General features: G+C 55.6%; 25 protein-coding genes and 1 CRISPR repeat array. Of the genes, 19 read left to right on the top strand and 6 right to left on the bottom strand.

The annotated features are described in order from the left end of the window. Positions 1 to 163 precede the first annotated feature (163 nt). Entirely contained in the window at positions 164 to 1,621 is a 1,458-nt protein-coding gene (pepD, locus tag ACCW71_RS10920) for a beta-Ala-His dipeptidase (protein WP_436371218.1), read from the bottom strand. Between the two features lie 253 nt (positions 1,622 to 1,874). Here pepD and gpt point away from each other — a divergent pair, with 253 nt between their 5' ends. The 6 genes from gpt (at position 1,875) to ACCW71_RS10890 (ending at position 7,048) form a co-directional block, all read left to right on the top strand. Further along, a complete protein-coding gene (gene gpt, locus ACCW71_RS10915) occupies positions 1,875 to 2,333 on the top strand; it encodes a xanthine phosphoribosyltransferase (protein WP_128086044.1) in 459 nt (152 codons plus the stop codon). A gap of 117 nt (positions 2,334 to 2,450) precedes the next feature. After that, a complete protein-coding gene (gene frsA / locus ACCW71_RS10910) occupies positions 2,451 to 3,698 on the top strand; it encodes an esterase FrsA (RefSeq protein ID WP_436371216.1) in 1,248 nt (415 codons plus the stop codon). A gap of 154 nt (positions 3,699 to 3,852) precedes the next feature. Beyond that, positions 3,853 to 4,254 carry a sigma factor-binding protein Crl gene (crl, locus tag ACCW71_RS10905; RefSeq protein WP_003851176.1) on the top strand — a complete coding sequence of 134 codons (402 nt, stop codon included), beginning with the start codon at positions 3,853 to 3,855 and terminating at the stop codon, positions 4,252 to 4,254. 442 nt (positions 4,255 to 4,696) lie between these two features. Beyond that, a CRISPR array of direct repeats spans positions 4,697 to 5,457; the repeat unit is 29 nt; unit sequence GTGTTCCCCGCGTGAGCGGGGATAAACCG. Between the two features lie 261 nt (positions 5,458 to 5,718). Beyond that, positions 5,719 to 6,210, top strand: a complete 492-nt coding sequence (locus tag ACCW71_RS10900; protein ID WP_436371213.1) for an Hcp family type VI secretion system effector — start codon at positions 5,719 to 5,721, stop codon at positions 6,208 to 6,210. 11 nt (positions 6,211 to 6,221) lie between these two features. Next, positions 6,222 to 6,584: a tlde1 domain-containing protein gene (locus ACCW71_RS10895; protein ID WP_436371211.1), complete on the top strand. Its 363-nt coding sequence runs from the start codon at positions 6,222 to 6,224 to the stop codon at positions 6,582 to 6,584. A gap of 47 nt (positions 6,585 to 6,631) precedes the next feature. Then, entirely contained in the window at positions 6,632 to 7,048 is a 417-nt protein-coding gene (locus tag ACCW71_RS10890; protein WP_436371209.1) for a hypothetical protein, read from the top strand. Between the two features lie 254 nt (positions 7,049 to 7,302). On the opposite strand, the gene ompC is transcribed toward ACCW71_RS10890, so the two are convergent. After that, positions 7,303 to 8,415, bottom strand: a complete 1,113-nt coding sequence (gene ompC / locus ACCW71_RS10885; RefSeq protein ID WP_436371207.1) for a porin OmpC — start codon at positions 8,413 to 8,415, stop codon at positions 7,303 to 7,305. Positions 8,416 to 8,651: 236 nt separating this feature from the next. On the opposite strand from ompC, the gene proB reads away from it, so the two are divergent. The 12 genes from proB (at position 8,652) to ymcF (ending at position 17,315) form a co-directional block, all read left to right on the top strand. Further along, positions 8,652 to 9,755 (top strand): glutamate 5-kinase, encoded by a 1,104-nt coding sequence (proB, locus tag ACCW71_RS10880; protein ID WP_436371205.1) that lies wholly within the window; start codon positions 8,652 to 8,654, stop codon positions 9,753 to 9,755. A gap of 10 nt (positions 9,756 to 9,765) precedes the next feature. Next, the gene (proA, locus tag ACCW71_RS10875; RefSeq protein ID WP_436371203.1) at positions 9,766 to 11,019 is read left to right on the top strand and encodes a glutamate-5-semialdehyde dehydrogenase; all 1,254 of its coding nucleotides are present in this window, start codon (positions 9,766 to 9,768) and stop codon (positions 11,017 to 11,019) included. Between the two features lie 360 nt (positions 11,020 to 11,379). After that, positions 11,380 to 12,111 carry a S24 family peptidase gene (locus ACCW71_RS10870; protein WP_436371201.1) on the top strand — a complete coding sequence of 244 codons (732 nt, stop codon included), beginning with the start codon at positions 11,380 to 11,382 and terminating at the stop codon, positions 12,109 to 12,111. A 422-nt stretch (positions 12,112 to 12,533) separates the two neighbouring features. Further along, positions 12,534 to 12,812 carry a hypothetical protein gene (locus ACCW71_RS10865; RefSeq protein WP_436371199.1) on the top strand — a complete coding sequence of 93 codons (279 nt, stop codon included), beginning with the start codon at positions 12,534 to 12,536 and terminating at the stop codon, positions 12,810 to 12,812. Positions 12,813 to 13,008: 196 nt separating this feature from the next. Beyond that, positions 13,009 to 13,476, top strand: a complete 468-nt coding sequence (locus ACCW71_RS10860) for a lysozyme (RefSeq protein WP_436371198.1) — start codon at positions 13,009 to 13,011, stop codon at positions 13,474 to 13,476. Then, positions 13,473 to 13,820: a hypothetical protein gene (locus tag ACCW71_RS10855; protein WP_436371196.1), complete on the top strand. Its 348-nt coding sequence runs from the start codon at positions 13,473 to 13,475 to the stop codon at positions 13,818 to 13,820. Before ACCW71_RS10860 ends, ACCW71_RS10855 begins: the two co-directional genes overlap by 4 nt. Continuing rightward, the gene (locus tag ACCW71_RS10850) at positions 13,817 to 14,110 is read left to right on the top strand and encodes a hypothetical protein (RefSeq protein WP_436371194.1); all 294 of its coding nucleotides are present in this window, start codon (positions 13,817 to 13,819) and stop codon (positions 14,108 to 14,110) included. The genes ACCW71_RS10855 and ACCW71_RS10850 overlap by 4 nt, the downstream gene beginning before the upstream one ends. Positions 14,111 to 14,138: 28 nt before the next feature. Then, positions 14,139 to 14,267: a hypothetical protein gene (locus ACCW71_RS10845; protein WP_436371192.1), complete on the top strand. Its 129-nt coding sequence runs from the start codon at positions 14,139 to 14,141 to the stop codon at positions 14,265 to 14,267. A gap of 47 nt (positions 14,268 to 14,314) precedes the next feature. After that, the gene (locus ACCW71_RS10840; RefSeq protein ID WP_436371191.1) at positions 14,315 to 16,069 is read left to right on the top strand and encodes a glycosyl hydrolase family 28-related protein; all 1,755 of its coding nucleotides are present in this window, start codon (positions 14,315 to 14,317) and stop codon (positions 16,067 to 16,069) included. Between the two features lie 156 nt (positions 16,070 to 16,225). Next, positions 16,226 to 16,648 carry an Ivy family c-type lysozyme inhibitor gene (locus ACCW71_RS10835; RefSeq protein WP_436371189.1) on the top strand — a complete coding sequence of 141 codons (423 nt, stop codon included), beginning with the start codon at positions 16,226 to 16,228 and terminating at the stop codon, positions 16,646 to 16,648. Positions 16,649 to 16,928: 280 nt separating this feature from the next. Then, positions 16,929 to 17,141 carry a transcription antiterminator/RNA stability regulator CspE gene (gene cspE / locus ACCW71_RS10830; RefSeq protein ID WP_009091867.1) on the top strand — a complete coding sequence of 71 codons (213 nt, stop codon included), beginning with the start codon at positions 16,929 to 16,931 and terminating at the stop codon, positions 17,139 to 17,141. Positions 17,142 to 17,144: 3 nt separating this feature from the next. Further along, positions 17,145 to 17,315 carry a cold shock small protein YmcF gene (ymcF, locus tag ACCW71_RS10825; protein ID WP_436371285.1) on the top strand — a complete coding sequence of 57 codons (171 nt, stop codon included), beginning with the start codon at positions 17,145 to 17,147 and terminating at the stop codon, positions 17,313 to 17,315. Between the two features lie 202 nt (positions 17,316 to 17,517). Here the strand turns inward: ymcF and ACCW71_RS10820 are convergent, their stop codons facing one another. From ACCW71_RS10820 to ACCW71_RS10810, 3 genes are all read right to left on the bottom strand, one after another. Further along, entirely contained in the window at positions 17,518 to 19,095 is a 1,578-nt protein-coding gene (locus ACCW71_RS10820) for a methyl-accepting chemotaxis protein (protein WP_436371188.1), read from the bottom strand. 305 nt (positions 19,096 to 19,400) lie between these two features. After that, positions 19,401 to 19,535 (bottom strand): hypothetical protein, encoded by a 135-nt coding sequence (locus ACCW71_RS10815; protein WP_436371187.1) that lies wholly within the window; start codon positions 19,533 to 19,535, stop codon positions 19,401 to 19,403. A gap of 97 nt (positions 19,536 to 19,632) precedes the next feature. After that, complete coding sequence (locus ACCW71_RS10810; protein ID WP_436371186.1) at positions 19,633 to 20,595, bottom strand: chemotaxis protein; 963 nt, start codon at positions 20,593 to 20,595, stop codon at positions 19,633 to 19,635. A gap of 167 nt (positions 20,596 to 20,762) precedes the next feature. Between ACCW71_RS10810 and ACCW71_RS10805 the strand changes: the two genes are divergently transcribed. After that, positions 20,763 to 21,155 carry a YgiW/YdeI family stress tolerance OB fold protein gene (locus ACCW71_RS10805; protein WP_436371185.1) on the top strand — a complete coding sequence of 131 codons (393 nt, stop codon included), beginning with the start codon at positions 20,763 to 20,765 and terminating at the stop codon, positions 21,153 to 21,155. A gap of 35 nt (positions 21,156 to 21,190) precedes the next feature. Here ACCW71_RS10805 and dbpA read toward each other — a convergent pair whose 3' ends face one another. After that, complete coding sequence (dbpA, locus tag ACCW71_RS10800) at positions 21,191 to 22,573, bottom strand: ATP-dependent RNA helicase DbpA (RefSeq protein ID WP_436371184.1); 1,383 nt, start codon at positions 22,571 to 22,573, stop codon at positions 21,191 to 21,193. Positions 22,574 to 22,810: the final 237 nt, after the last annotated feature.

Below are 22,810 nucleotides of genomic sequence, written 5' to 3'. Positions count from 1 at the left end.
TAGCCATCCAGACATCTGGACATAATGGTGGCTACTGCCAGCGAAGCGCGGAGAGGTGGCGGAATAGCAGGGTAACGGGCGGAAAAGGCAGCGAATTATGCTGGTGATAATGGGCAGGCATAAAAAAACCAGGCCGGGGCCTGGTTCGGTTTTTGCAGCGGAATTACTTTTCTGGCACCGCATTCAGCAGGGTGGTCAGCAGTTTCCAGTAAAGGCCAACGCTTTCGATATGTACCTGCTCATCGGGCGAGTGGGGACCAGTGATGGTCGGTCCGATCGACACCATGTCCATATCCGGGTAAGGCTTCTTAAACAGACCGCACTCCAGACCGGCGTGGATCACCTGAATGTTCGGCGTTTTGTCGAACAGGGCGATATAGGTCTGACGGGTCAGCGCCATGATCGGCGAGTCCGCGTCTGGCTGCCAGCCTGGGTAGCCACCTTTCGCTTTGGTCTGCGCGCCCGCCAGCTGGCCGAGCGAGGTCAGCATCTGCACCACATAATCGCGGCCGGTGTCGATCAGCGAACGGATCAGGCAGTTGATTTCCGCTTTGTCCGCGTCCATCGTCACCACGCCGATATTCAGCGAGGTCTCAACCACGCCTTTGGCGACGTCTGAATTGCGGATCACGCCGTTTGGCGTGCTGTTGAGCAGATTCAGGAAGCGATCGCGGCTGTCAGCGCTCAGCGCCTCACCCTGATGCGCCAGCGGCTCAGTGACCAGCGCGATGTTGGGCTCTTTGACGCCATGCTCATTTTTAATCGCACTCAGGAAATGCGCCGCGGCCGACTTCAGCGCATCCGCTTTGTGGCTGTCGACGGCCACGGTGGCGAAGGCTTCACGCGGGATGGCGTTACGCAGCGTGCCGCCGTTGAAGTCCAGCAGGCGCAGATCGAGATCGACCGCCTGGGCTGCCAGAAAGCGCGCCAGCAGTTTGTTGGCGTTGCCGAGGCCCATATGAATATCGGCACCGGAGTGACCGCCGCGCAGCCCTTTCAGCGTCAGCTTCAGGGTCTGGAACTCCGCTGGCACCGCTTCACGGGTCAGCGGCAGGGTGGTGACAAAGTCGATACCGCCCGCGCAACCCATGTAGATCTCACCTTCTTCTTCCGAATCGGTGTTGATCAGGATCTCCGCCTGCAACCAGTTGGGTTGCAGACCGAATGCGCCATCCATGCCGGTCTCTTCGGTCATGGTCAGCAGCACTTCCAGCGGGCCGTGCGTCAGGCTGCTGTCAGCCAGCACCGCCAGCGCCGAGGCCATGCCGATGCCGTTGTCCGCACCCAGCGTGGTGCCGCGCGCTTTTACCCACTCGCCATCGATCCACGGCTGAATCGGATCTTTGGTGAAGTCATGCACGGTGTCGTTGTTTTTCTGCGGCACCATATCCAGATGCGCCTGTAGCGCCACCGGGGTACGGTTTTCCATGCCAGCGGTGGCGGGCTTACGAATCAGGATGTTGCCGACCTGATCGCGCTCACACCAGAAGCCCTGCTCTTTAGCCCAGCCGACGATGTAGCTCGCCAGCGCTTCTTCATGAAAAGAGGGATGAGGAATAGAGCAGATCTTAGCGAAAATATCCCACAATGGCTGTGGAGAGAGTTGAGACAATTCAGACACGACAAGTCTCCTGTGTCAGTGCGCCGGACCAGCCGGTCATCGCGAGTTTGCAGTGAAAAATCGCCGTCAGAGGATCTGACGGCCAGGCCTGAGAATATCACTGTTTTTCACCAGGCGCGCTCTCAGCCGCGCTAAAAAGCCGCAACCAGCGCACGGATGCTGGTTTTTAGCGCGGCAACTCCTTATAATCTCGCGCAACCTTTTCCCCGTTGCACATTTTTAAGCCACTCCGGTTGGCTGGGATTTCTATTTTATGAGCGAAAAATACGTCGTTACCTGGGACATGCTGCAAATCCATGCCCGCAAACTGGCTCAGCGCCTGCTGCCTGTTGAACAGTGGAAAGGGATTATCGCGGTGAGCCGCGGCGGTCTGGTACCGGCATCGCTGCTGGCGCGTGAACTGGGTATTCGCTATGTCGATACCGTCTGCATCTCCAGCTACGACCACGATCATCAGCGCGAAATGAAAGTGCTGAAGCGCGCAGAGGGCGATGGCGAAGGCTTTATCGTGATCGACGACCTGGTGGACACCGGCGGCACCGCGCAGGCGATTCGCGAGATGTACCCGAAAGCGCGTTTCTGCACCATTTTCGCAAAACCGGCCGGTCGCGCGCTGGTTGACGACTATATCGTCGACATTCCGCAGGATACCTGGATCGAGCAGCCGTGGGACATGGGTGTGGTCTACATTCCACCGATTGTAAAAAGCTGATTGATACGCCTCAAAACAACGCCCGGTTTTCCGGGCGTTGTGCTTTCTGCGCCTCGCACCCCGCATTAGCGTACAGTACACTTAGCCATTGCCGTTTCTGCCGCAGGAGAAGTGAGTATGCCGAGCAAAAATCTCAGCGAAGAACTATTCAAGCCGCGCTTTAAACATCCCGAAACCTCTTCCCTGGTCCGCCGCCAGCATCACGCCACCCCGGAGGTGCACTCGACGCTGGATGGCGACAGTCAGCGCGGCTGGTATCGGATGCTGAATAAGGTGATGTGGGCCTGGCGCGGTCTGCCGCCGCAGGAGATCAGCGAAGTGCTGGCGCGCATCGCCATCAGTCGCGTTGAGCACACCGATGAGGCGCTGCTCGACACGGTTATCGGCTTTCGCGGCGGCAACTGGTCTTTTGAATGGAGCCGCCAGGCGGGGATCTGGCAGCAGCAAGCGCTGGAAACCCCCGACGACAGCGCGGCGGGTGAGTGCTGGCTGCACGCCGCCCATCTCTACAGCGTGGCCGCCTATCCCTATATCAAAGGCGATGAACTTGCGGACCAGGCGCAGACGCTGGCTAACCGCGCTTATGAAGAGGCGACGCAGCGGCTGCCGGGCGAACTGAAACCCCTGACGTTCGCCATCAGCGGTGGCTCGCCGGTCAGCGGCTTTCTGCATATGCCGCCTGGGGTTGAAGCGCCTTATCCGACGGTGCTGTTCTGCGGCGCGCTCGACTCGTTACAGAGCGATCACTATCGGCTGTTCCATGAATATCTGGCCCCGCGCGGCATCGCCATGCTGACAATTGATATGCCGTCAGTGGGCAACTCGGTGAAGTGGACGCTGAATCAGGACACCAGCTTCCTGCATCAGCAGGTGCTGCGCGATCTGCAAAATGTGCCCTGGGTCGATCACACCCGCGTGGCGGCGTTTGGCTTCCGCTTTGGCGCTAACGTGGCGGTGCGGCTGGCCTACCTTGAACCCCAGCGGCTGCGGGCGGTCGCCTGCCTTGGCCCAATCGTGCATGCTTTGCTGACCCAGACGGCGTTGCAGGATGCGATCCCCGATATGTATATGGATATGCTGGCGAGCCGGCTCGGTATGGCCTCTACCTCTGATGCCGCGCTGCGCACCGAGCTTAACCGCTATTCGCTGAAAACCCAGGGCTTGCTGGGGCGCCGGACGCCGACGCCGATGTTGTCGGGTTACTGGCAGAACGATCTCTTCAGCCCGGAGGAAGATAGCCGTCTCATCGCCAGCTCCTCGGCGCAGGGCAAAGCGCTGCCGATTCCGCTGAAACCGATGATGGCCAGTTTTGACCGGGCGCTGAATGAAATTTGCGACTGGCTGGAGAAGCGTTTAAAAAGGTAACTGGAAATATTTACACTCTTTGCTACAACTAGTAGCGGAATTCTTCCGGCTGGCCGTCAGACGGCACGCGATGTGACCTGCCCCTGAAGCCGGGCAGGACAGCGGCAGGCCGGAAATCAGGCTGTATAGCGGTCAAAACCTATGGAGAATCAGCATGACGTTACCAAGTGGTCATCCCCGCAGTCGCCTGCTTAAGCGCTTCACGGAGCTGGGGCCTTATATCCGGGATGGAAAATGTGGCGAAACCCGCTTCTTTTTCGACTGCCTGGCTGCCTGCGTGAATGTAAAACCGGCACCGGAGTTGCGTGAGTTCTGGGGCTGGTGGATGGAGCTGGAGGCACAGGCCGACCACTTTACCTATGTTTATCACATCGGCCTGTTCGACAAAGAGGGCGACTGGTCAGTGGCAACTATCAAAGGTAAAGAGAACACGGCTCGGGTGGAGGAGACCTTACGGAATTTCCATACCCGCCTGAAGGCGATGCTGAAGGAGTTCGAACTGGACCTTATTCCGGCCAGCGATTTTGATGAAAAACCGGTGAAGCTGAGCGCCTGACAGGGTGATGCAGCGTTAAAAAGGGCGAGTGGAAACACTCGCCCTTTTTGTTGGCAAAGTCTGGCCTGATACGCTGTGCAACCGAATCTGCGCAGGCAATCCGATCAGAGTGGAAAGAGGTTAACGTCAGCCTCTGGCCGTCCATCCCGCGCAATTACGCACCTTATTCCTGATGTGGGCCTGTAGCCGGGCCAGGCGCCTGGCGTTTTTCCCGGGCAGCCGGATGTTTTCCTCTTTTCCCTGCGCACTGACTTTATACGTTGCTGCAAGGTTCATTCTGATTTGGGGTTGCCAACACCCTCCAGGCTTCCGTTGCGGGCGCTTTTTTTCGCCAGATTTTGTATCGCAGAATAAATGTGCATTTGGGGTAAGTGCGTGTGTAAAATTCGGTGGAATTATCTGGTGTGGAAAAACGCTTTGTAATCAGCCTGATAATTTTAGAGTGTTCCCCGCGTGAGCGGGGATAAACCGTTACATAATTACATTTTTGACCCCCCCATATAGTGTTCCCCGCGTGAGCGGGGATAAACCGTTTGAGATAGACTGGCTTTGGTCGTTCTTGACGTGTTCCCCGCGTGAGCGGGGATAAACCGCAGGACTGGCGTGCTGGTTGGCTGCAAGTTTGGTGTTCCCCGCGTGAGCGGGGATAAACCGGGACAGGAAAATTCAAACAGCACCCGTTAAAGGTGTTCCCCGCGTGAGCGGGGATAAACCGTCTATCGCATGGCGCTGGACAACGCTGGCGTAGTGTTCCCCGCGTGAGCGGGGATAAACCGATTTATCTGGTTGTAAAGCTGATTTATATGGTGTGTTCCCCGCGTGAGCGGGGATAAACCGAAGGCAATCGCGGCAGGATTGACGACTTCTGAGTGTTCCCCGCGCGAGCGGGGATAAACCGGTCATCGCGGAGGTGATTCGTCCTGACGCTCGGTGTTCCCCGCGCGAGCGGGGATAAACCGTGCTCTGTCGGCGCGTCAGCAATATTCCGGCAGTGTTCCCCGCGTGAGCGGAGATAAACCGACGGCGGCGGGCGACGCGGTGTGGACCCTGATGTGTTCCCCACGTGAGCGGGGATAAACCGGTCAATGGGTTTAGCCTGAATCTTGTAAGTCTGTGTTCCCCGCGTGAGTGGGGATAAACCGGCCGGGCTGAAGTATGTTGGTGTAAACTATGAGTGTTCCTCGCGCGAGCGGGGATAAACCGTATTGATGCAGAACTAAAATAATTAAAAAATGAATGAAATCCCTTTAGGAGTTTGACGTCCAGTTGAACGTAATCTCACGTTAAGAGGTTTAAATATGAAAAGAAAAATAGCAAAGAATATAGGTGTATTCTACACCACGTAATCCCTTCTGAAACGTAAAGGATTTTGATTGAAGTCAATAATATTTTAAGTGACATTTCCGTCTTAAGGAACAGAGGGTAATAATTATTCTCCTTAATCACGGAAAAGGATTTCGTTTAATGGCTATACCTGTTTATTTATGGTTAAAGGACGACGGTGGATATCCCGTAAAAGGCTCTGTTGATGTGCAGCAACGTGAGGGAAGCATAGAGATAACCGCACTCGCTCACGGCGTATCTCTCCCTACAGATGACCTGTCCGGTAAGATAACGGCAACTCATGAACATTGTCCCTTTATCCTAACTAAAGCACTAGACTCTTCCAGTCCGTATCTATACCAGTTCGTTAGTTCCGGTAAGATTTTAAAGTCTGCCGAGCTTAAATTTTATCGTATTAATTATGTCGGACTGGAAGAAGAATATTTCAACGTGCTGCTTGAAAATGCCCGAATCAGCAGTGTCGTACCCTTTATGGAAGATGTGAAAGCTCCAGGCTACAAACGTCACGCTCACCTTGAATTGCTCGAAATGACGTATGAAAAAATCACCTGGAAATACCTGGATGGCAATATTATTCATTCTGATTGCTGGAATGAACGCAGCGTGGCATAGGAGAATAGCATATGGCATGTATATACCACCAAAGCACTGGCGAATTGTGGCACAACGGTAAGTTAATGGGTAAAGGTTATTCAGGGAATCTGACCAACAAAAACAACCCGGACAGGCAACATGTTAAAGGTATGGGACCCATTCCCCGGGGAACGTATCGCATTGGTGGATATACAAACTCAAAGGGGCCAATGACAATCACTTTAACTCAAACGTCTGACGAGAGTTTCGGGCGCTCCCTGTTTCGTATCCACGGCGAGAAGAAGCCGCCGAAAGTGGCTGGATTTGCATCTGAGGGCTGCATAATCATGGGGCCAGTCGTGCGTGGAAAAATCATTCATTCTATTGATAACGAGTTAGAGGTTGTCAGATGATCAGCCGAGGCCTCTTTCTTGCGACTTGTATTCTTTCGGTCTCCTGTATGGCATCAGATAGCAACTGGGATACTTTCATTAAGCTGGTAGCCCGCGCTGATCCGGTGACAATTCAGGCATTGCCAGCGAAGATTAAAAGCATTGGTGACAGCATGGATGATGATCACGCAGAACAACTGACGACCGCTATAAGTATGACTCTTATTAAGGAGCCGGTAGCTGTGCTGAATGTCACTAATCAATTTAAGACGAGCACAGACCGCCTACAGCAGCGATTTGGCACATTATTGATATGTAGCATTCCACTGATGACTAAAGCTACAACGACACAAGTTGAGGCGTATTTCGTAAAGGCAGAACCCGTGCTGGAAAAGGCTGGAACTCCTGCCGCAGAATGTCTCAGTAACATGCGTGACACGATAGACGAAATCAGACGAGAGACTGCACAAAAAAAATCAGATTAGGTACAGAACCTTTTCGCCGCGATCGCGCGAGTTAAGGGATATAGTGCCGTGCCTGACGTTGCATCATGTCAAAACGATTAGGCATTACTTCGGGACAGTACTTTACGTTCCGCTGGTCTGGCCGCTTAAGCCTCTTAATATCATCAAACAACGGCGAAACGAGGGTTCCCCGTGCGAGCGGAGAGAGCCAGGCTTTGTCAGCACTCTGTGCCTGAAGCCTGGCTCCGCTCATGCTACGTGGCGCGGGCCTGAAATCAGAACTGGTAGGTCATCCCCACCGCCACCACGTCGTCGTTGTTAAGTGACAGCGCGTTGTCGTCATCCAGCTGGTTGATTTTGTAGTCGACAAAGGCGGACATATTCTTGTTGAAGTAGTAGGTGGCACCCACGTCGATATATTTCACCAGATCCGCATCGCCGATATCGTTTTCAATATCTTTGCCTTTGGTCTGCACGTAGCCGATAGAAGGACGCAGGCCAAAGTCGAACTGATACTGCGCCACCAGTTCGATGTTCTGCGCTTTATTGGCTGCGCCCGCCACGGCTGCGCCGGTGTTGCGGTTGGTGCTGCTGATTGGCGTCATGTTGCGGGTATCGGTGTAGATCGCCGCCAGGTAGATGCTGTTAGCGTCATACTTCACGCCCGCGCCCCAGGAGTCGGCCCGCTCACCGCGGCCATAGGCACGCGCCTGCTGCTGGTTGGTGCGGTCAGACGAGGTGATGGCACTCATCAGGCTGACGCCGGAGTCACCCAGACTGTAACCAAGTGAAGCACCGTAGCCATCGCCATTCTGACGGTTAATGTCGGCACGGCTGTTGGCGCTGCTGGCGTCGTTCTTGCCCTGATACTGCAACGCGAATTTCAGCCCATCCACCAGACCAAAGAAGTTACTGTTGCGGTAGGTGGCGACGCCGGTGGCGCGCTGGGTCATAAAGTTATCAGAACGGGCCGTACCGTCACCGCCAAATTCCGGGAAGACGTCGGTCCAGGCTTCAACGTCATACAGCACGCCATAGTTACGGCCATAATCCACCGAACCATACTGCGAAAATTTCAGACCGGCAAAGCCAAGACGGGTTTTGTTACCGTTGTTGGCGTCGCTGCCTTCGGAGTTGTTGACGTTGTACTGATATTCCCACTGACCATAACCGGTCATCAGGTCGTTAATCTGCGTCTGGCCTTTAAAACCGATGCGGGTATAGGATTTGTCACCGTCTGAGCTGGCGTTATCGCTGAAGTAGTGTTCAGCTTTAACTTTGCCGTAGAAGTCCAGTTTATTGCCATCTTTGTTATAGACTTCGGCAGCCTGCGCGGCAGAGGCCAGCGTCAGCGTGGAGAGGATCATTGCCAGTGTACTTTTCTTCATTTGCTATCAATCCCGATATAGACGCCAAAAAGGTAAAAGTTTTTGTAAAACACCGACTTTTTACCGGGATGTGATGAAGTTTTTATGACACTTTTCCTGATTTCTTGTTAATGCTGAACTTTTGGTCTACGCCCTTGTCGGCGTAATTTCGTGCTTTTCCCCCGCTGGCTGTTGGCTTCCGTATCGACTCCTGTTAAAACGTCCTTTCGCAAAAATTTTTCATTACGGCAGGAAATATGAGTGGCAGTCAGACCTTAGTGGTCAAGTTGGGTACCAGCGTGCTTACCGGCGGCTCCCGTCGGTTGAATCGGGCGCATATGGTGGAACTGGTCCGGCAGTGTGCGCAGCAGCACGCGGCGGGCCACCGCATCGTGATCGTCACCTCCGGCGCGATGGCCGCCGGACGCGAACATCTGGGCTACCCCGAACTGCCGCCGACCATCGCCTCAAAGCAGCTGCTGGCTGCGGTGGGGCAGAGCCGTCTGATCCAGCTGTGGGAACAGCTCTTCTCCATTTATGGCATTCACATCGGCCAGATGCTGCTGACCCGCGCCGACATGGAAGATCGTGAGCGCTTTCTAAACGCCCGCGACACCCTGCGCGCGCTGCTCGATAACCACATTGTGCCGGTCATCAATGAGAACGACGCCGTGGCGACCGCCGAAATTAAGGTGGGCGATAACGACAACCTCTCAGCGCTGGCGGCGATGCTCGGCGGGGCCGACAAGCTGCTGTTGCTGACCGATCAGCAGGGGCTGTTTACCGCTGATCCGCGCAATAACCCGGCGGCTGAGCTGATCAGCGACGTGCACGTCATTGATGATGCGTTACGCTCATTAGCCGGGGGCAGCGTTTCCGGTCTTGGCACCGGGGGAATGTCGACCAAGTTGCAGGCGGCGGATGTCGCCTGTCGGGCCGGTATCGACGTGATTATCGCCTCAGGCAGCCGCAGCGGCGTGATCGCCGATGTGATTGAGGGCCGGCCGGTCGGCACCCATTTTCATGCTCAGCAGTCGCCGCTGGAAAACCGTAAACGCTGGATTTTTGGCGCGCCACCCGCAGGCGAACTCACCGTGGATGATGGCGCGCTGGCGGCGATCCTCGAACGCGGCAGCTCCCTGCTGCCAAAAGGCATCCGGGCCATTCAGGGCAATTTCTCGCGCGGTGAAGTGATCCGCATCCGCAGCCTGGAGGGACGGGATATTGCCCACGGCGTTTCACGCTACAACAGCGACGCGATGCGCATGATTGCCGGCCATCACAGCCAGCAGATCAGCGAAATTCTGGGCTATGAATATGGCCCGGTCGCGGTTCACCGCGATGACATGATTGTCAGTTAAGGAGCGGACAATGCTTGAAGAGATGGGAAAAGCGGCCCGTGCCGCGGCTTATACCCTGGCCGAACTGACCACCGCCGAAAAGAATCAGGTTCTGATGACCATCGCCGACCGTCTGGAGGCGGAGAGCGCGGAGATTCTGGCGGCCAATGCGCTGGATTTAGCCGATGCGCGCCAGAATAACATGAGCGCCGCACTGCTCGACCGGCTGACCCTCACGCCGCAACGGCTGAGCGCTATCGCCAGCGATGTGCGTCAGGTGTGCCAGCTGGCCGATCCGGTCGGACAGCTGATCGATGGCGGACAGCTCGACAGCGGACTGCGCATCGAACGGCGTCGCGTGCCGCTGGGCGTGGTGGCAGTGATTTATGAGGCGCGTCCTAATGTCACGGTGGATGTCGCCAGCCTGTGCCTGAAAACCGGCAACGCCGCCATTCTGCGCGGCGGCAAAGAGACCTGGCGTACCAACGCCGCCACGGTGCGGGTCATTCAGAACGCGCTGAAGCAGCATGGTCTGCCCGCGGCCATCGTGCAGGCGATTGAAAACCCGGACCGCGAGCTGGTGAATCAGCTGCTGAAGCTGGATCGCTATGTCGATATGCTGATCCCGCGCGGCGGAGCCGGACTGCACAAGCTGTGCCGGGAAAACTCCACCATTCCGGTGATCACCGGCGGCATCGGCGTCTGTCATATCTACATTGATGAGACGATGGAGATTGAACCGGCGCTTGAGCTGATCGTCAACGCCAAGAAACAGCGCCCCAGCGCCTGTAACTCGCTGGAGACGCTGCTAGTGGATCGGGCGATTGCCGATCGTTTTCTGCCCGCTTTCAGCGCACGCATGGCACAGGAAGGGATCGTGCTGCACGCCGACAGCAACGTGCTGGCGCAGTTGCAGGCGGGCCCGGCGCAGGTCACGCTGGTGGAACCGCAGCAGTATGAGGATGAGTGGCTGTCGCTCGACCTTAACGTCAGGCTGGTGGCGGATATGGATGAGGCGATCGACCATATCCGTACTTACGGCACCCAGCACTCCGACGCGATTCTGACCCGCGACATCCGCAACGCCAACCGCTTTATCCGCCAGGTCGACTCCTCGGCCGTTTACGTTAACGCCAGCACCCGCTTTACCGACGGGGGTGAGTTCGGGCTGGGCGCGGAAGTGGCGGTCAGTACCCAGAAACTGCACGCGCGCGGTCCGATGGGATTAGAGGCGCTGACCACCTACAAATGGATTGCCTGGGGCGACGACACGCTCCGCGCATAACCTCACAGATTTTTAACAAAACGGGAGTCTTTCACAGACTCCCGTTTTTTTTAGCGCGCCATTCCGGTCCAGTGAAAACTGGAGTTTTCTGCACATCAGATTTCTCTCCCTCCCGATCGTGCCGCTACCGGCCAGAAAGCTGTCTGAATTTCACGCAGTTTCCTACGGAAGATTCCTGAAAGCCGGGGCTGCACGCGGCCTGAGGCGATATTTTTTGTTCAGCTGCAACCTGAAGCGGATAATGATAATCAGAAATGCTTGATAAAGCGGTTAGGTAGTAAACGGGCGGTAATATAAAATGAACTGGTAGCAATAATGAAAATAACATCCAGTATCTCTTCTATGGCTGATTATTAACTAATGGTTAAAAAAGAAAGTACAAGACAAGCCTTCACTGCCAGGCTGATCGCGGCCTGTGAGAGCGCCGGCATTGCCGGACATGGACGAAACAAGCAGGTTGCCAGGGCGCTGCAACAGCAGGGCTGTAAAATTTCAACGCCAGGAGTGTGGAAGTGGTTTAACGCGCAGTCGCTGCCTGACGGTGGCAATCTGCTGGCGCTCAGCCAGCTGCTGGGCGTCAGGGTTGAGTGGCTACAGTATGGCATGGAGCAGCCAGCTGAACCCGTGGCGCTCAGTGCGCTGACCGGCCGGAAGAATGTCTTTCGGGTGGATAGCCTCGACATCGGACAACGCAGCGCGGCGGGATTGCCTGCGCGCGATGAGTTTGTCGAGACGATTCAGGCGATCGAATATGGTCAGGATGAGGCGCGGGTGCTGTTCAACGGCCGCCCGGCGGAAAATATCCGGTTAATCGCCATCAACAGTGATTCGATGGCGGACACCTTTGCGCCCCGCGATCAGCTGTTTGTCGACATCAGCGTGCGGATGTTTGACGGGGACGGCATCTATATTTTTACGCTTGATGAACAGCTCTATCTCAAACGCTTACAGTTACAGCATAAGAAAATCGCTGTGATTTCAGACAATAAGCGCTATGAAACCTGGTATCTCAACCGTGATGATGTCACCAGCCTGAAGGTGCTGGCAAAAGTGATCATGAGCCAGGCGCGCCACTATCAAATTCTCGGCTAAGGCCGCTTTCGCCGCCTCTTCTTCGCCGGCTGCAAAAAAATAATCGGCATAAATTCATAAATTTAACCAGCGGTAAATAAAAAATTAACCAACAGTGTTTGATAATGCATAAGAACCTGTTAATAATTTGGATATGGATGAACGACGCAGTTCTTTCACGGATGAACCGCTCTTAAACAATTGAGGCGCTGCACAAGCGCGAATCATACCACCCAAAAGTCAGTGAACTTTGGGATGGGGTGGATGCGCAAAATGCAGCGTCGTCAGATGCCGTTTATTTCCCCTCTCTTACTTTCCACCCGACTGTTAACGCAGCCGGGCGGCGAGTGTGCGAGCGTGAAACTCGACATTCGGGCCCGTTCGGTTCTCCGAAAGCTCGCGCCTGCCACCCCATCGCCAAAGACTCATTCACAGGAGGAGTTATGGCGATAATTCACTATGGCAAAAGCGTTTTTATGGGCAACGCACGTACTCGCCGCCATCGGCGGCGCCAGCCTCTCAACAGCCTGAAACAGAGCATCGACCAGGCCCTGAACTTCCCACCCGAAACACCTAACCTGCGGCGCGCGGAACAGATCTGCCAGCGTCAGGTTATTCCGCGCGTCGACCGCGCAATCACCGCGCCACGCGCTAAACATCAGGAAACACCCAGTTTCGATAACTGCTGCCTGCCACACGTTCATCTCTACGCCGTGGGCTGAGCCGCGCCGATCCTTTCCGCTTTCCATCCTTCGCCTGCCTGCCATCACCTCCAGCTCTCACTGGACGTAATCTGCTGCATTACTGTTCAGTTTCGTTGCAGCGTTCTGCCGGGGTGAGGGCGGGTAATGATCAGCAGGCGTTATGTATTTTTTTGCACAGGGCTGAGTTGCTCTGACCCGTCACTAAGGAGTCGTTATGAGCCAGATAATTGCAGTGCTGAATTTTGAAGAGGGGTATGTCGACACGCCTTATCTCGACACGCTGGGCTTTCCCACGGTCGCCGGCGGGATCCGCATCGGACCGAAAGGAGCCTCGCTGAGCAATTACGCTTTCCGCGTGCCGCGGCGCGTGGGGGATCTCTGGAAGCAGTGCATCCTGGAAAACAAAATTCAGGAGATGCAGAGCAGGGAACTGCTGCGCAGCGCGCTGGCGAAGTGCAACGACGCCCGCACCGATGTGCTGATCAGCATGGCCTATCAGCTGGGGGTCGATGGCGTGATGCAGTTTAAAAACATGCTTACCGCCATCGTCAGCGAACAGTTCAGCGAGGCGGCCGACGCCATGATGAACAGCCTCTGGTCACGTCAGACGCCGGGCCGCGCCAGACGTCATGCTGAAGTGATGCGCAGCGGAACCTACGCGGTCTACCGGGGGTTGCTATGAAATGGTTGCTGTTTCTGAGCGCCGTGCTGACGGCGATCGTCATTGTGCTGCTGTTGCAGCGTTTTACCACCCTCCAGTTTGTCTCACACGCCCGCCTGTTATTTAAAACCTGGTCGGTCTGGCTCGCGTCGCTCGGCTCGATGCTCAGCGCCTGGGCGCAGTCGTTTCCCTCGGCGGCAATTGATGCCTGGAGCGCGCTGCCCGAGGACGTGAAGTCGTTCCTGCCACACAACTACCTGGGAATGATCGGCGCCTTCATGGTGGCGATGGGGGTGATTGCCCAGTTTGTTCGTCAGAAAAGCCTGCTCAATGAAAAGCAGGGCAGCGGAGGAACACAACCATGAGTCTGATCACCACTCTGCTGGGCGGCGGCTGGCACTGGATTGCCGCCCTGGCCGCCGTCGTCGCGGCGCTGGGCGCCAGTTATTTCGGCGGCAGGAAAATCGGCAAGGTACAGCAAAAAGCGCGCTCCGATGTGGAGAACGCGCACCAGGAGGCGTCCCGCGTTGAGGCGGTGGCGCAACAGCAACAACATAACCGTGAGGAGGCTAACCGTGTGGCGACTGACAACCACAGCCTTGATGACGCTGCTGCTCGCGACAAGTTGCAGCAGTCGAAATACCACAAACCCTGAGCCGGTGGCGATCACCGACTCTGCCTGTGTGCTTTTTTCCCCTCTTTATACCTACGGCGATGACGCGCAAAAAATGGACATCCGTACCGTGCGCGCCATTAACACCCACAACGACATGTGGGACACCCTCTGCGGCCATCCGGCCAAAGCTAAGTAACCTGCTGATAATCAGCGACTTATCTAAGTGATCCTGAGGAGGATACGATGATCGAAGTTAACTCTTTTGCTGAACTGCGCACCACAGTCCCTTCAAAATCAGGTGAAGTTGCGATTTTGAAACGCTACTACGACAAAGACTCCAGCTTTCGCGGCGGTGCTGACTTTGTCGGCTTTCTCAGTTCCACCATCCTGAAAGATGATGGCGGTACGGTGGCGGTGGGCAACGGTTTTTACTGGAAACGCACCATCAACGATCCCACTGAAGTGAATATCCTGCACTTTGGCGCGAAAGGGGATGGCGTTACCGATGATACCGATGCTTTCAGACGCATGCTGGCATGGACGCAGACTTACAACACCTATGCGAAAGCGATTCCAGTGCGTTTTCCGGGTGGACGTTTCCTGATCTCTCCCATCGATCTCACCGATACGGAGCTGCCATTCTTTGGCTTGTTAGGGGATGACATTGATCTCGGATCGTCACCGCGTACCACCATTGTCTCTGACAAAAGCGCAAATACGGTGTTTAAGGTTAATGCGCGCAAAATCGTCATTAAAGGCATCTGCTGGCACGGACAGGCTAACGCCGGGACTGTCGACACCTCTCAGAAAGTCACCGTCGCGCCTGAACAGTGCAGCAACGTTCAACCGTTCTTCGAAAACATCATCGTCGGAGGGCAGATCGTCAACATCTTCTGCTTCAAGGCGCAAAGTACCGGGGGAACCGTCTTTAAGCTACAGGATACCCTCGACAGTAAGTTCGATCAGATTTACAGCTCCAGTACCTTTTCACGGGTGTTTGATGTCGGCTGGTCAAACACACCGAAGGGGAACTGGGATCACTCAACCGCCATTGAGCTCTGTAATGCCAACTTCCAGTCGGGCTATGGCGACGCCACGCTCTATATGCCGCGCGTCACCCAGGGAATCATGCGCAACGTCTGGATTGAGCACACCACCAACCCAGGGGATCTGTCGGACGGCGGCTGGAACATTGAAACGCTCAACATTGAAGATTGCGGCACGCCGCTCAATCTCAACAATGCCCGCGTGGTGATGCGGCATATTAACCTTCAGGCCGGGGCGAAAATCACCAATGACATAGCCGGAAGCAAATGGTTATCGACCTTTGAATATGGCTATCGCCGGGATGAGAACTACGGCAGCTTCATGACCGGCTCGCTGCGGGCTGGCTATTACAGCGGCTATAAAGTGGTGAACAACACCGACACCGATAACTGGTATCGGCTGGGCCAGCTCTATTTCCCTGCGCCTAACCAGCAGTGGGTGATGGAGCTGATTGGTAAAGCGGATGCCACCACGCCGTCCGGCACCGCCGGTTCACCGGTAAACGTGGTGGGCACCGGTAAAACCCTGATCAACCTGCAACGGCTGGAGACGGTGTGGGCGGATGCTTACCACATGGGGCAGCCTTCGGTGCTGGACATCCGTTATGGCCGGGTAGGGACCACCTATGCCGTCATCTGGGTCAAGCTGAAAGCCAAAAGCGGCGAGACCATGTTCAACCTGAAAACCACCGGGCCGACCCGCTTCGATACCGGTTCCTGCTCGCTGTTCCAGTCCGATATGTCGGTGGTCACGGATGTCACCAACATCAGTAACCTGAAACCGGCGGCACGCTTCGGTATGCACAACGGACTGGCGGGCATCGGGGCCAACGAAAAAGGGGTGGTAACGCTCGCCACGGCAGCGGGAACGCCGGCGAATAAAACCGCCCCGACCGGTTTTGTGCTGATCAATATCAACGGCGTTGACCGTAAGGTCCCTTACTACGATTGATGATGAGCACTCTCTGGGCGAGGCGGCGGCCTCGCCCTTTTTTGATCTGACTCACCGCAACCTCAACGACAACGGTGTTGCGCCTGACAAATTCGCGCAAACCCGCTACTGTCGCGCGGTATGCTGAAAACCGCAGAGAGAAGAGGAGATCAGGCAATGAAAAAACGATTTCTGCTGGCGGCACTCGCCGCTATGCCGCTGCTGGCGACTGCCGCCGCGCAGCCCTACTTATTCGATTTTATTCAGGGCAAACAGACCGGACAGGCTTATCGCCAGCTGATCGCCGGGCACGCCTTTCCCGCCTGGGTGAGCCAGGGCGGCACCAGTTCACCGGCCAATACCCTCACCATTAAAGGCGTGCGCTATCAGGCGCTCTTTGGTTGCAAGCCGCACAACTGTCCGGCGCAATCTATCGCGATCCTCTACTCCCCGGAGCGGGGGGATATTCATGGTGTTTATTCCCGGTATGATGAGAAAAGCGATCGCCAGACGCTGACCTGGCTGAATCTCGATGCGACGGATGATGCCGCAATGCGAAAAATTCTGTTCAACCGGCTGAATGGCGACGTTGTGGAGTAATGCACGCTTAACGCCGCGGCGCGGGTGAAACGCTTCCAGCGGCCCCGTCGCCCGGCTATCTGTAATTAATTTAAATGGTGGCTTGCGTCGCCGGGATAAGTGTGGCTTAATGAATCCGTCGGTTTGATTAACAGACACTATCAAAGTAAGTAACCAAAGCAGTTCTCATCTCTAAGTTTGTCGCGAGACATCCCTTCTTTTTGAGTCTTCTCTTACGTTCTGATTAAAATCTGTTCTCAGGCCATTATGCCGGAAGGCTCGATATATTAAGGATTTAAGCATGTCTAACAAAATTCGCGGTACCGTTAAATGGTTTAACGCAGAGAAAGGCTTCGGTTTCATCTCTCCTCAGGACGGCAGCAAAGATGTATTCGTACACTTCTCTGCAATCCAGGGCACCGATTTCCGTTCATTAGACGAAGGTCAGCAAGTTGAATTCACAGTAGAAAATGGCGCCAAAGGCCCAGCTGCTGCGAACGTTGTTGGTCTCTAAGGACTGAAAATTACTTTTAAATGCCCACACTGTCATGGCTCACAGTTTCGTACATCACATTTTGATGTTACAAGAGCCAACCCGCATGGAGCGAAATGCATTTTCTGCAAATCTGTTGTCGTTCAGGTGAACGCGGCGAGGATTGCAATTCAGAGCCAGCCTCGCGCCCTCTGATAAGGCTAGTGAGCTTTGTCGCGTAGTTGCATTTACAGTAATAAAAGGCTGCCTCTGGCAGCCTTTTTTGTTTCTGCGTTTTCCCTCCCCGCGTTCCATCCCTTTTACCGATCCTGCCTTTAACCCGAAACCGATCCTCCTGCTCTTTCGCTATCCCTGCCTTAGCGGGCACCAGGACCTGCCGCAGCAGGCCCTGTCGGGGTCAGATTGCTGTGGTTTGCAGCGAAAGTTTGCCGGTATTAAACACGCTCATCGCCTGCGCCATCCGCTCAGCCTGATCCTGCAACGCCTGAGAGGCGGCTGAGGCTTCCTGCACCAGCGCGGCGTTCTGTTGGGTCACCGCTTCCATCTGGGTAATCGCCTGATTGATCTCACTGATGCCGCTGCTCTGCTCGCTGCTGGCAATGGTGATTTCGCTCATGATATTCGCCACGCTCTGCACACTGTTCACCACTTCACCAATGGTTGAACCGGCATGAGTTACCAGCTTGCTGCCTTCGTCCACTTTGGCGACAGAATCCTCAATCAGCAGTTTGATCTCCTTCGCTGCCGAAGCGGAACGTTGCGCCAGGTTACGCACTTCGCTGGCGACCACGGCAAAGCCGCGACCCTGCTCACCGGCGCGCGCCGCTTCCACCGCGGCATTCAGTGACAGGATATTGGTCTGGAAGGCGATGGAGTCGATGACGCTGATAATATCGACAATCTTTCTGGAAGAGAGGGCGATCGCCTCCATCTTCTCGATCACCTGTTCCATCACCACGCCGCCTTCCCGCGCCACGCTGGAGGTGGTCGAAACCAGATGATTTGCTTCGCGCGCGTTATCGGCGTTGTGTTTTACCGTCGAGGTCATCTGCTCCATGGCAGAGGCGGTCTCCTCCAGCGAACTCGCCTGCTGTTCGGTGCGGGTTGAGAGATCAAGGTTGCCGCTGGAGATCTGATTCGAGGCCACCGCAATAGTGTCGGAGCCGGTGCGCACTTCGGTCACAATCGACAGCAGATTATCGTTCATCCGTTGCAGCGCCTGCATCAGGACACCGGTCTCGTCGCGCGACGTGACCTGCATCTGCGAACTGAGATCGCCCGCCGCCACGCGCTCAGCCACCTCAACCGCCGCCACCAGCGGACGCACAATCGAGCGGGTCAGGAAGAAGCCCAGCATGATCGCCGCCAGAATCGCCAGCGCGGAGAAAATCAGAGTGAGGGTGATGGCAGACTGGCCATTTTCCACAATCCCCTGACCTTCGCTGCGCAGCTGCGAGTCCTGAGAGTTAGCAAAATTCACCGCATCCTGCAAAAATTTATTCTGAGTGGCGGTCATGGATTTCAGCACATAGGCGCTGGCGGCATCAAAATTGCCCGCTTTCACCAGCTCGATCAGCTCCGCTTTCACCTTCTCAAACGCCTGGGAAGAGGCGAGCAGACCGGCGATCTTCTTCTTACCTATCGGGGTGACCTGAATATCTTCGATCTTCTTCATCGCCACATTGGTGCGCTGTGTCGCTTCATCCAGCTGACCATAACGTTTCGCGTTCAGCTCCGGGCGGGTGGTATCGATCACCATGCCGCGCAGGTATTTGATCTGATCGTTGACGCCATCGCGCACATCAAATGCCAGTCGCACTTTTACATAACGATCGTCAATGATCGAGGCGATCGCCGTATTAATATTGTTAATCCTGGTGATAGATGTTACGCCAATCACTATCAGTAACGTCACAACAATACCGAAGGCCGCAGCGAGCCGCATCCCCACCTTCATATTCTTGATACTGAACATGTTATCTTCCCCGTTTTATTATTAATCAGTTTTTTAGCAGCAATCCGTTTCCTTGCCGTCGTGCACGACGCCTGACTGAAGTTCAGGGTGAGGGCCGCAGGCAACAAGGTGATGCCGCGCATACAGTTATCGGACCTCTCATCTGTACCTTTAATATTTTTTAAGTAATCCGGTGCAGAAGAGGGCAGGAGAGGGTTAATGGTTAATGAATATTAATAGTTTCAGGAAGTGATCAGCGCGGCAGATGTGATCAGACAGGCCGTCAGTGAGGTGCTGACGGCCTGTAGAGAAGGTGTGGGATGAATTCAGAAGAATAAAAAGTAGAGACCGACCCAGAACACGGCGCTGAAGGTACAGGCACTGATCCAGGCCAGTTGGCGCAAACGGCCACGCAGCAGATTCTGACGGGCGGTAACAGGTAAAGTTTCAGTATGCATCATGGGGTTCCTGTCCGGGTTAAGGGGTATAAGGGGCAAAAGGCTGAATAAAAAGGTGTTCAGCGGGCCGACAGGTCAGCGGTCGGCCCGGTTTATTTGCTTAGCGGGCGGTTTCGAGCACGTTAGAAATGACGTCAGAGAGTTCATTCAGCTCAAACTTTGCCACATAGCCATCGGCACCCACTTTGCGCACGTGATCTTCGTTGGCGCTGCCGGAAAGCGAGGAGTGGATCACCACCGGCAGCACTTTCAGGATTGGGTCACGCTTGATATTGCGGGTCAGGGTGAAGCCATCCATCTCTGGCATCTCCAGATCGGTCAGCACCAGGGCAATTTTGTCGTGAATCGACTGACCGGTCGCCTGCGCTTCCTGACTCATCAGCTTGATCTTTTCCCATGCTTCCAGACCGGTGTTAAACATCAGCGCCGGAATGCCCATGCTCTTCAGGCCCTGCTCCAGCAGCTGACGCGCCACTTTGGAATCTTCCGCCACAATGGCAACGGCACCGGGGCGAAAATGGAAGGTACGGGCTTTGGTCTCTTCAGGTTCGACACCGCGCACCGAGGGGATGATGTCATACAGGATCTGCTCGACATCCAGCACCATCGCCAGATCGTTGCTCTGCTTGTCGCTGTCGAGGCAGGCGATGCTGGTGATATTGCGGCCGCCGATACCGGCTTCGGCGGTATGCACCTGGCTCCAGTCGAGACGCACAATATTCTCGACCGACTCCACGGCAAACGCCTGGGTGTTGCGCGCGTACTCTGTCACCAGCAGCAGGTTCAGGCCGGTTTCCGGCACGCAACCGGCCACGGCGGGCAGATCGATTACCGGAATAAACTGGCCGCGAATGCTCGCCATGCCCAGCAGCGGGGAACGCATGCCCGCCGCTTTGGTGATAGGCGGCATCGGCACAATTTCACGCAGCTTGAAGACGTTAATGCCAAACAGCTCTGACTTGCCTTTCAGCTGATCGGAACCTAAGCGAAACAGCAACAGTTCAAACTTGTTTGATAACGCGAGGTTCGCTCTTTCATCGATCTCTTTTTGAAAATTATCCATGGTTGCCTCTGCATTAACGCAGCTGGTGAAATAGGGTGTGAACAGGTTATCGGCAGCAATGAGAAAAAAGTGAGAAGAGAAGGGTGAAATAAAACGGACGGCCATTATTGTGCCAGGCTTAAGTCTGAAGGTTCGACATGGATACCTTTCCACTAAAGGAGTGTGAAATGAAAAAAGTGATTTTAGCGTCGCTGCTGGTGATGATGAGTGCCGGCGTCATGGCCGAAGAGGGTGGATACAAGGCTGGCGACACGCCGCCGCCGCAGCACAAGCAGGATGCGGGCTATAAGGGATCGGAAGATACCGGCCAGACACACATCGATCAGATTCGCGATTTCCGTCAGGGCGGCTATGTCACGCTGGAAGGCTATATCGTGAAGAAAGAGCAGGGCGAGCGCTATCAGTTCCGTGATAACACCGGCACGATACCGATTATCGCCGCGAAGAAAACGTTCGATGGTAAAACCTACACCGCTGATGACAAGGTGCGCGTCAGTGGCAAGGTGCAGGGCAGAGGGGATAAAACCACGCTGCATGTGATGCGTATCGACGAACCCTGACAGAAGAGGGCGAGGCGGCTGCCTCGCCCTTTTTTTTAATCCTTCAGCAGGATCGCCCGGCAGGTTTTGCCTTTGATTTTGCCCTGCTTCAGTTTCACCAGCGCCGCTTTCGCCTGGTTCGCTTCAATCGCCACGTAGGCGTGGGTCGGGGTCAGAACGATTTTCCCGATCTGCTCGGCGCGGAATCCCGCTTCTCCGGTCAGTGCCCCCAGAATATCCCCCGGACGGATTTTGGCTTTACGGCCACCATCAATGCACAGGGTCATCATGGCCGCGGGCAGCGGCTTACTGCTGCCTTTTTTCAGCGTGCTGGCAGCGACCCACGGCAGTTTCTGTTGCAGGAAATCTTCCAGCGCATGGGCGCGTGCCATCTCATCGGCCGCCACCAGGCTGACCGCCACACCATGTTCGCCGGCACGCGCCGTCCGACCAATGCGGTGCAGATGCACTTCAGGGTCCCAGGCGAGCTGGTAGTTAACTACCATCGCCAGTGATTTGATGTCGAGTCCGCGTGCCGCAACGTCGGTGGCAACCAGCACTCGTCCGCTGCCGTTGGCGAAGCGGATCAGCACCCGTTCGCGATCGCGCTGCTCCAGATCGCCATGCAGCGGCAGCGCGCTGATGTCACGCGCGTTCAGGGCCGTCGCAACATCATCACATTCACGTTTGGTGTTACAGAAGACCACACAGGATGAGGGCTGACGATCGCTGAGCAGCGCAATCAGCAGCCCCAGTTTTTCATTGTGGCTGGCTTCAAAAAATTGCTGATCGATCGAGGGCAGTTCGCTCACCTCTTCCGTCACCACGCTCAGCGCGTCACGCTGGAAGCGGCTGCTGATGGCGGTGATGCCATCGGGCCAGGTGGCGGAAAAGAGCAGCGTCTGGCGGGCGGCGGGCGTGGCTTCGATGATCGTTTCCATATCGTTCAGGAAGCCCATCTCCAGCATCCGATCCGCCTCATCCAGCACCAGGGTTTTGAGCTGGTCGAGCTTGAGGTTTTCCCGATGAATGTGGTCGAGGATACGACCCGGCGTGCCCACCACAATGTGCGGTGGATGCACCAGCGAGTCACGCTGCGCGCTCATCGGCTGTCCGCCACACAGGGTCAGCACCTTGATATTGCGGGTGAAGCGCGCCAGCTGACGCAGCACATTGCCGACCTGATCCGCCAGTTCGCGGGTCGGACAGAGGATCAATGCCTGGGTCTGAAAGCGGGTGCTGTCGATATGATGCAGTAAACCAATCCCAAAGGCGGCCGTTTTACCGCTGCCGGTTTTCGCCTGCGCACGCACGTCGCGTCCCTGCAAAATGGCGGGCAGCGTGGCGGCCTGCACCGGCGTCATGCTGGTGTAGCCCATCTCGCGCAGGTTATCGAGCTGGCTGTCGGGAAGCGAATTGAGGGTAGAAAAAGCGGTCACGGGCGCGGCCTCTGAGGCTGAAAGTGTAGGGCATGATTGCGCGGCAAGTCTGGCAGAAAGCGCGCCTCACAGCAACGGGAACCTTGATGGTAAGCCCCGTGAAACTATCCCCCACTGCACCTCTAAGAATAAGCTGAAGTTTCCCGGAAAAAGGTGGTTTTTTTTAATCGGTTGCTGCGATGTGTGTGTTATTTGTCCGAATTGGGGATTTATCAAGGCCAGCTATTATTTTATAAC

Source organism: Pantoea sp. C2G6, assembly GCF_051336815.1.
In the GTDB taxonomy this organism is placed as follows: domain Bacteria; phylum Pseudomonadota; class Gammaproteobacteria; order Enterobacterales; family Enterobacteriaceae; genus Pantoea.
This window is presented reverse-complemented; position numbering and strand designations above follow the sequence as displayed.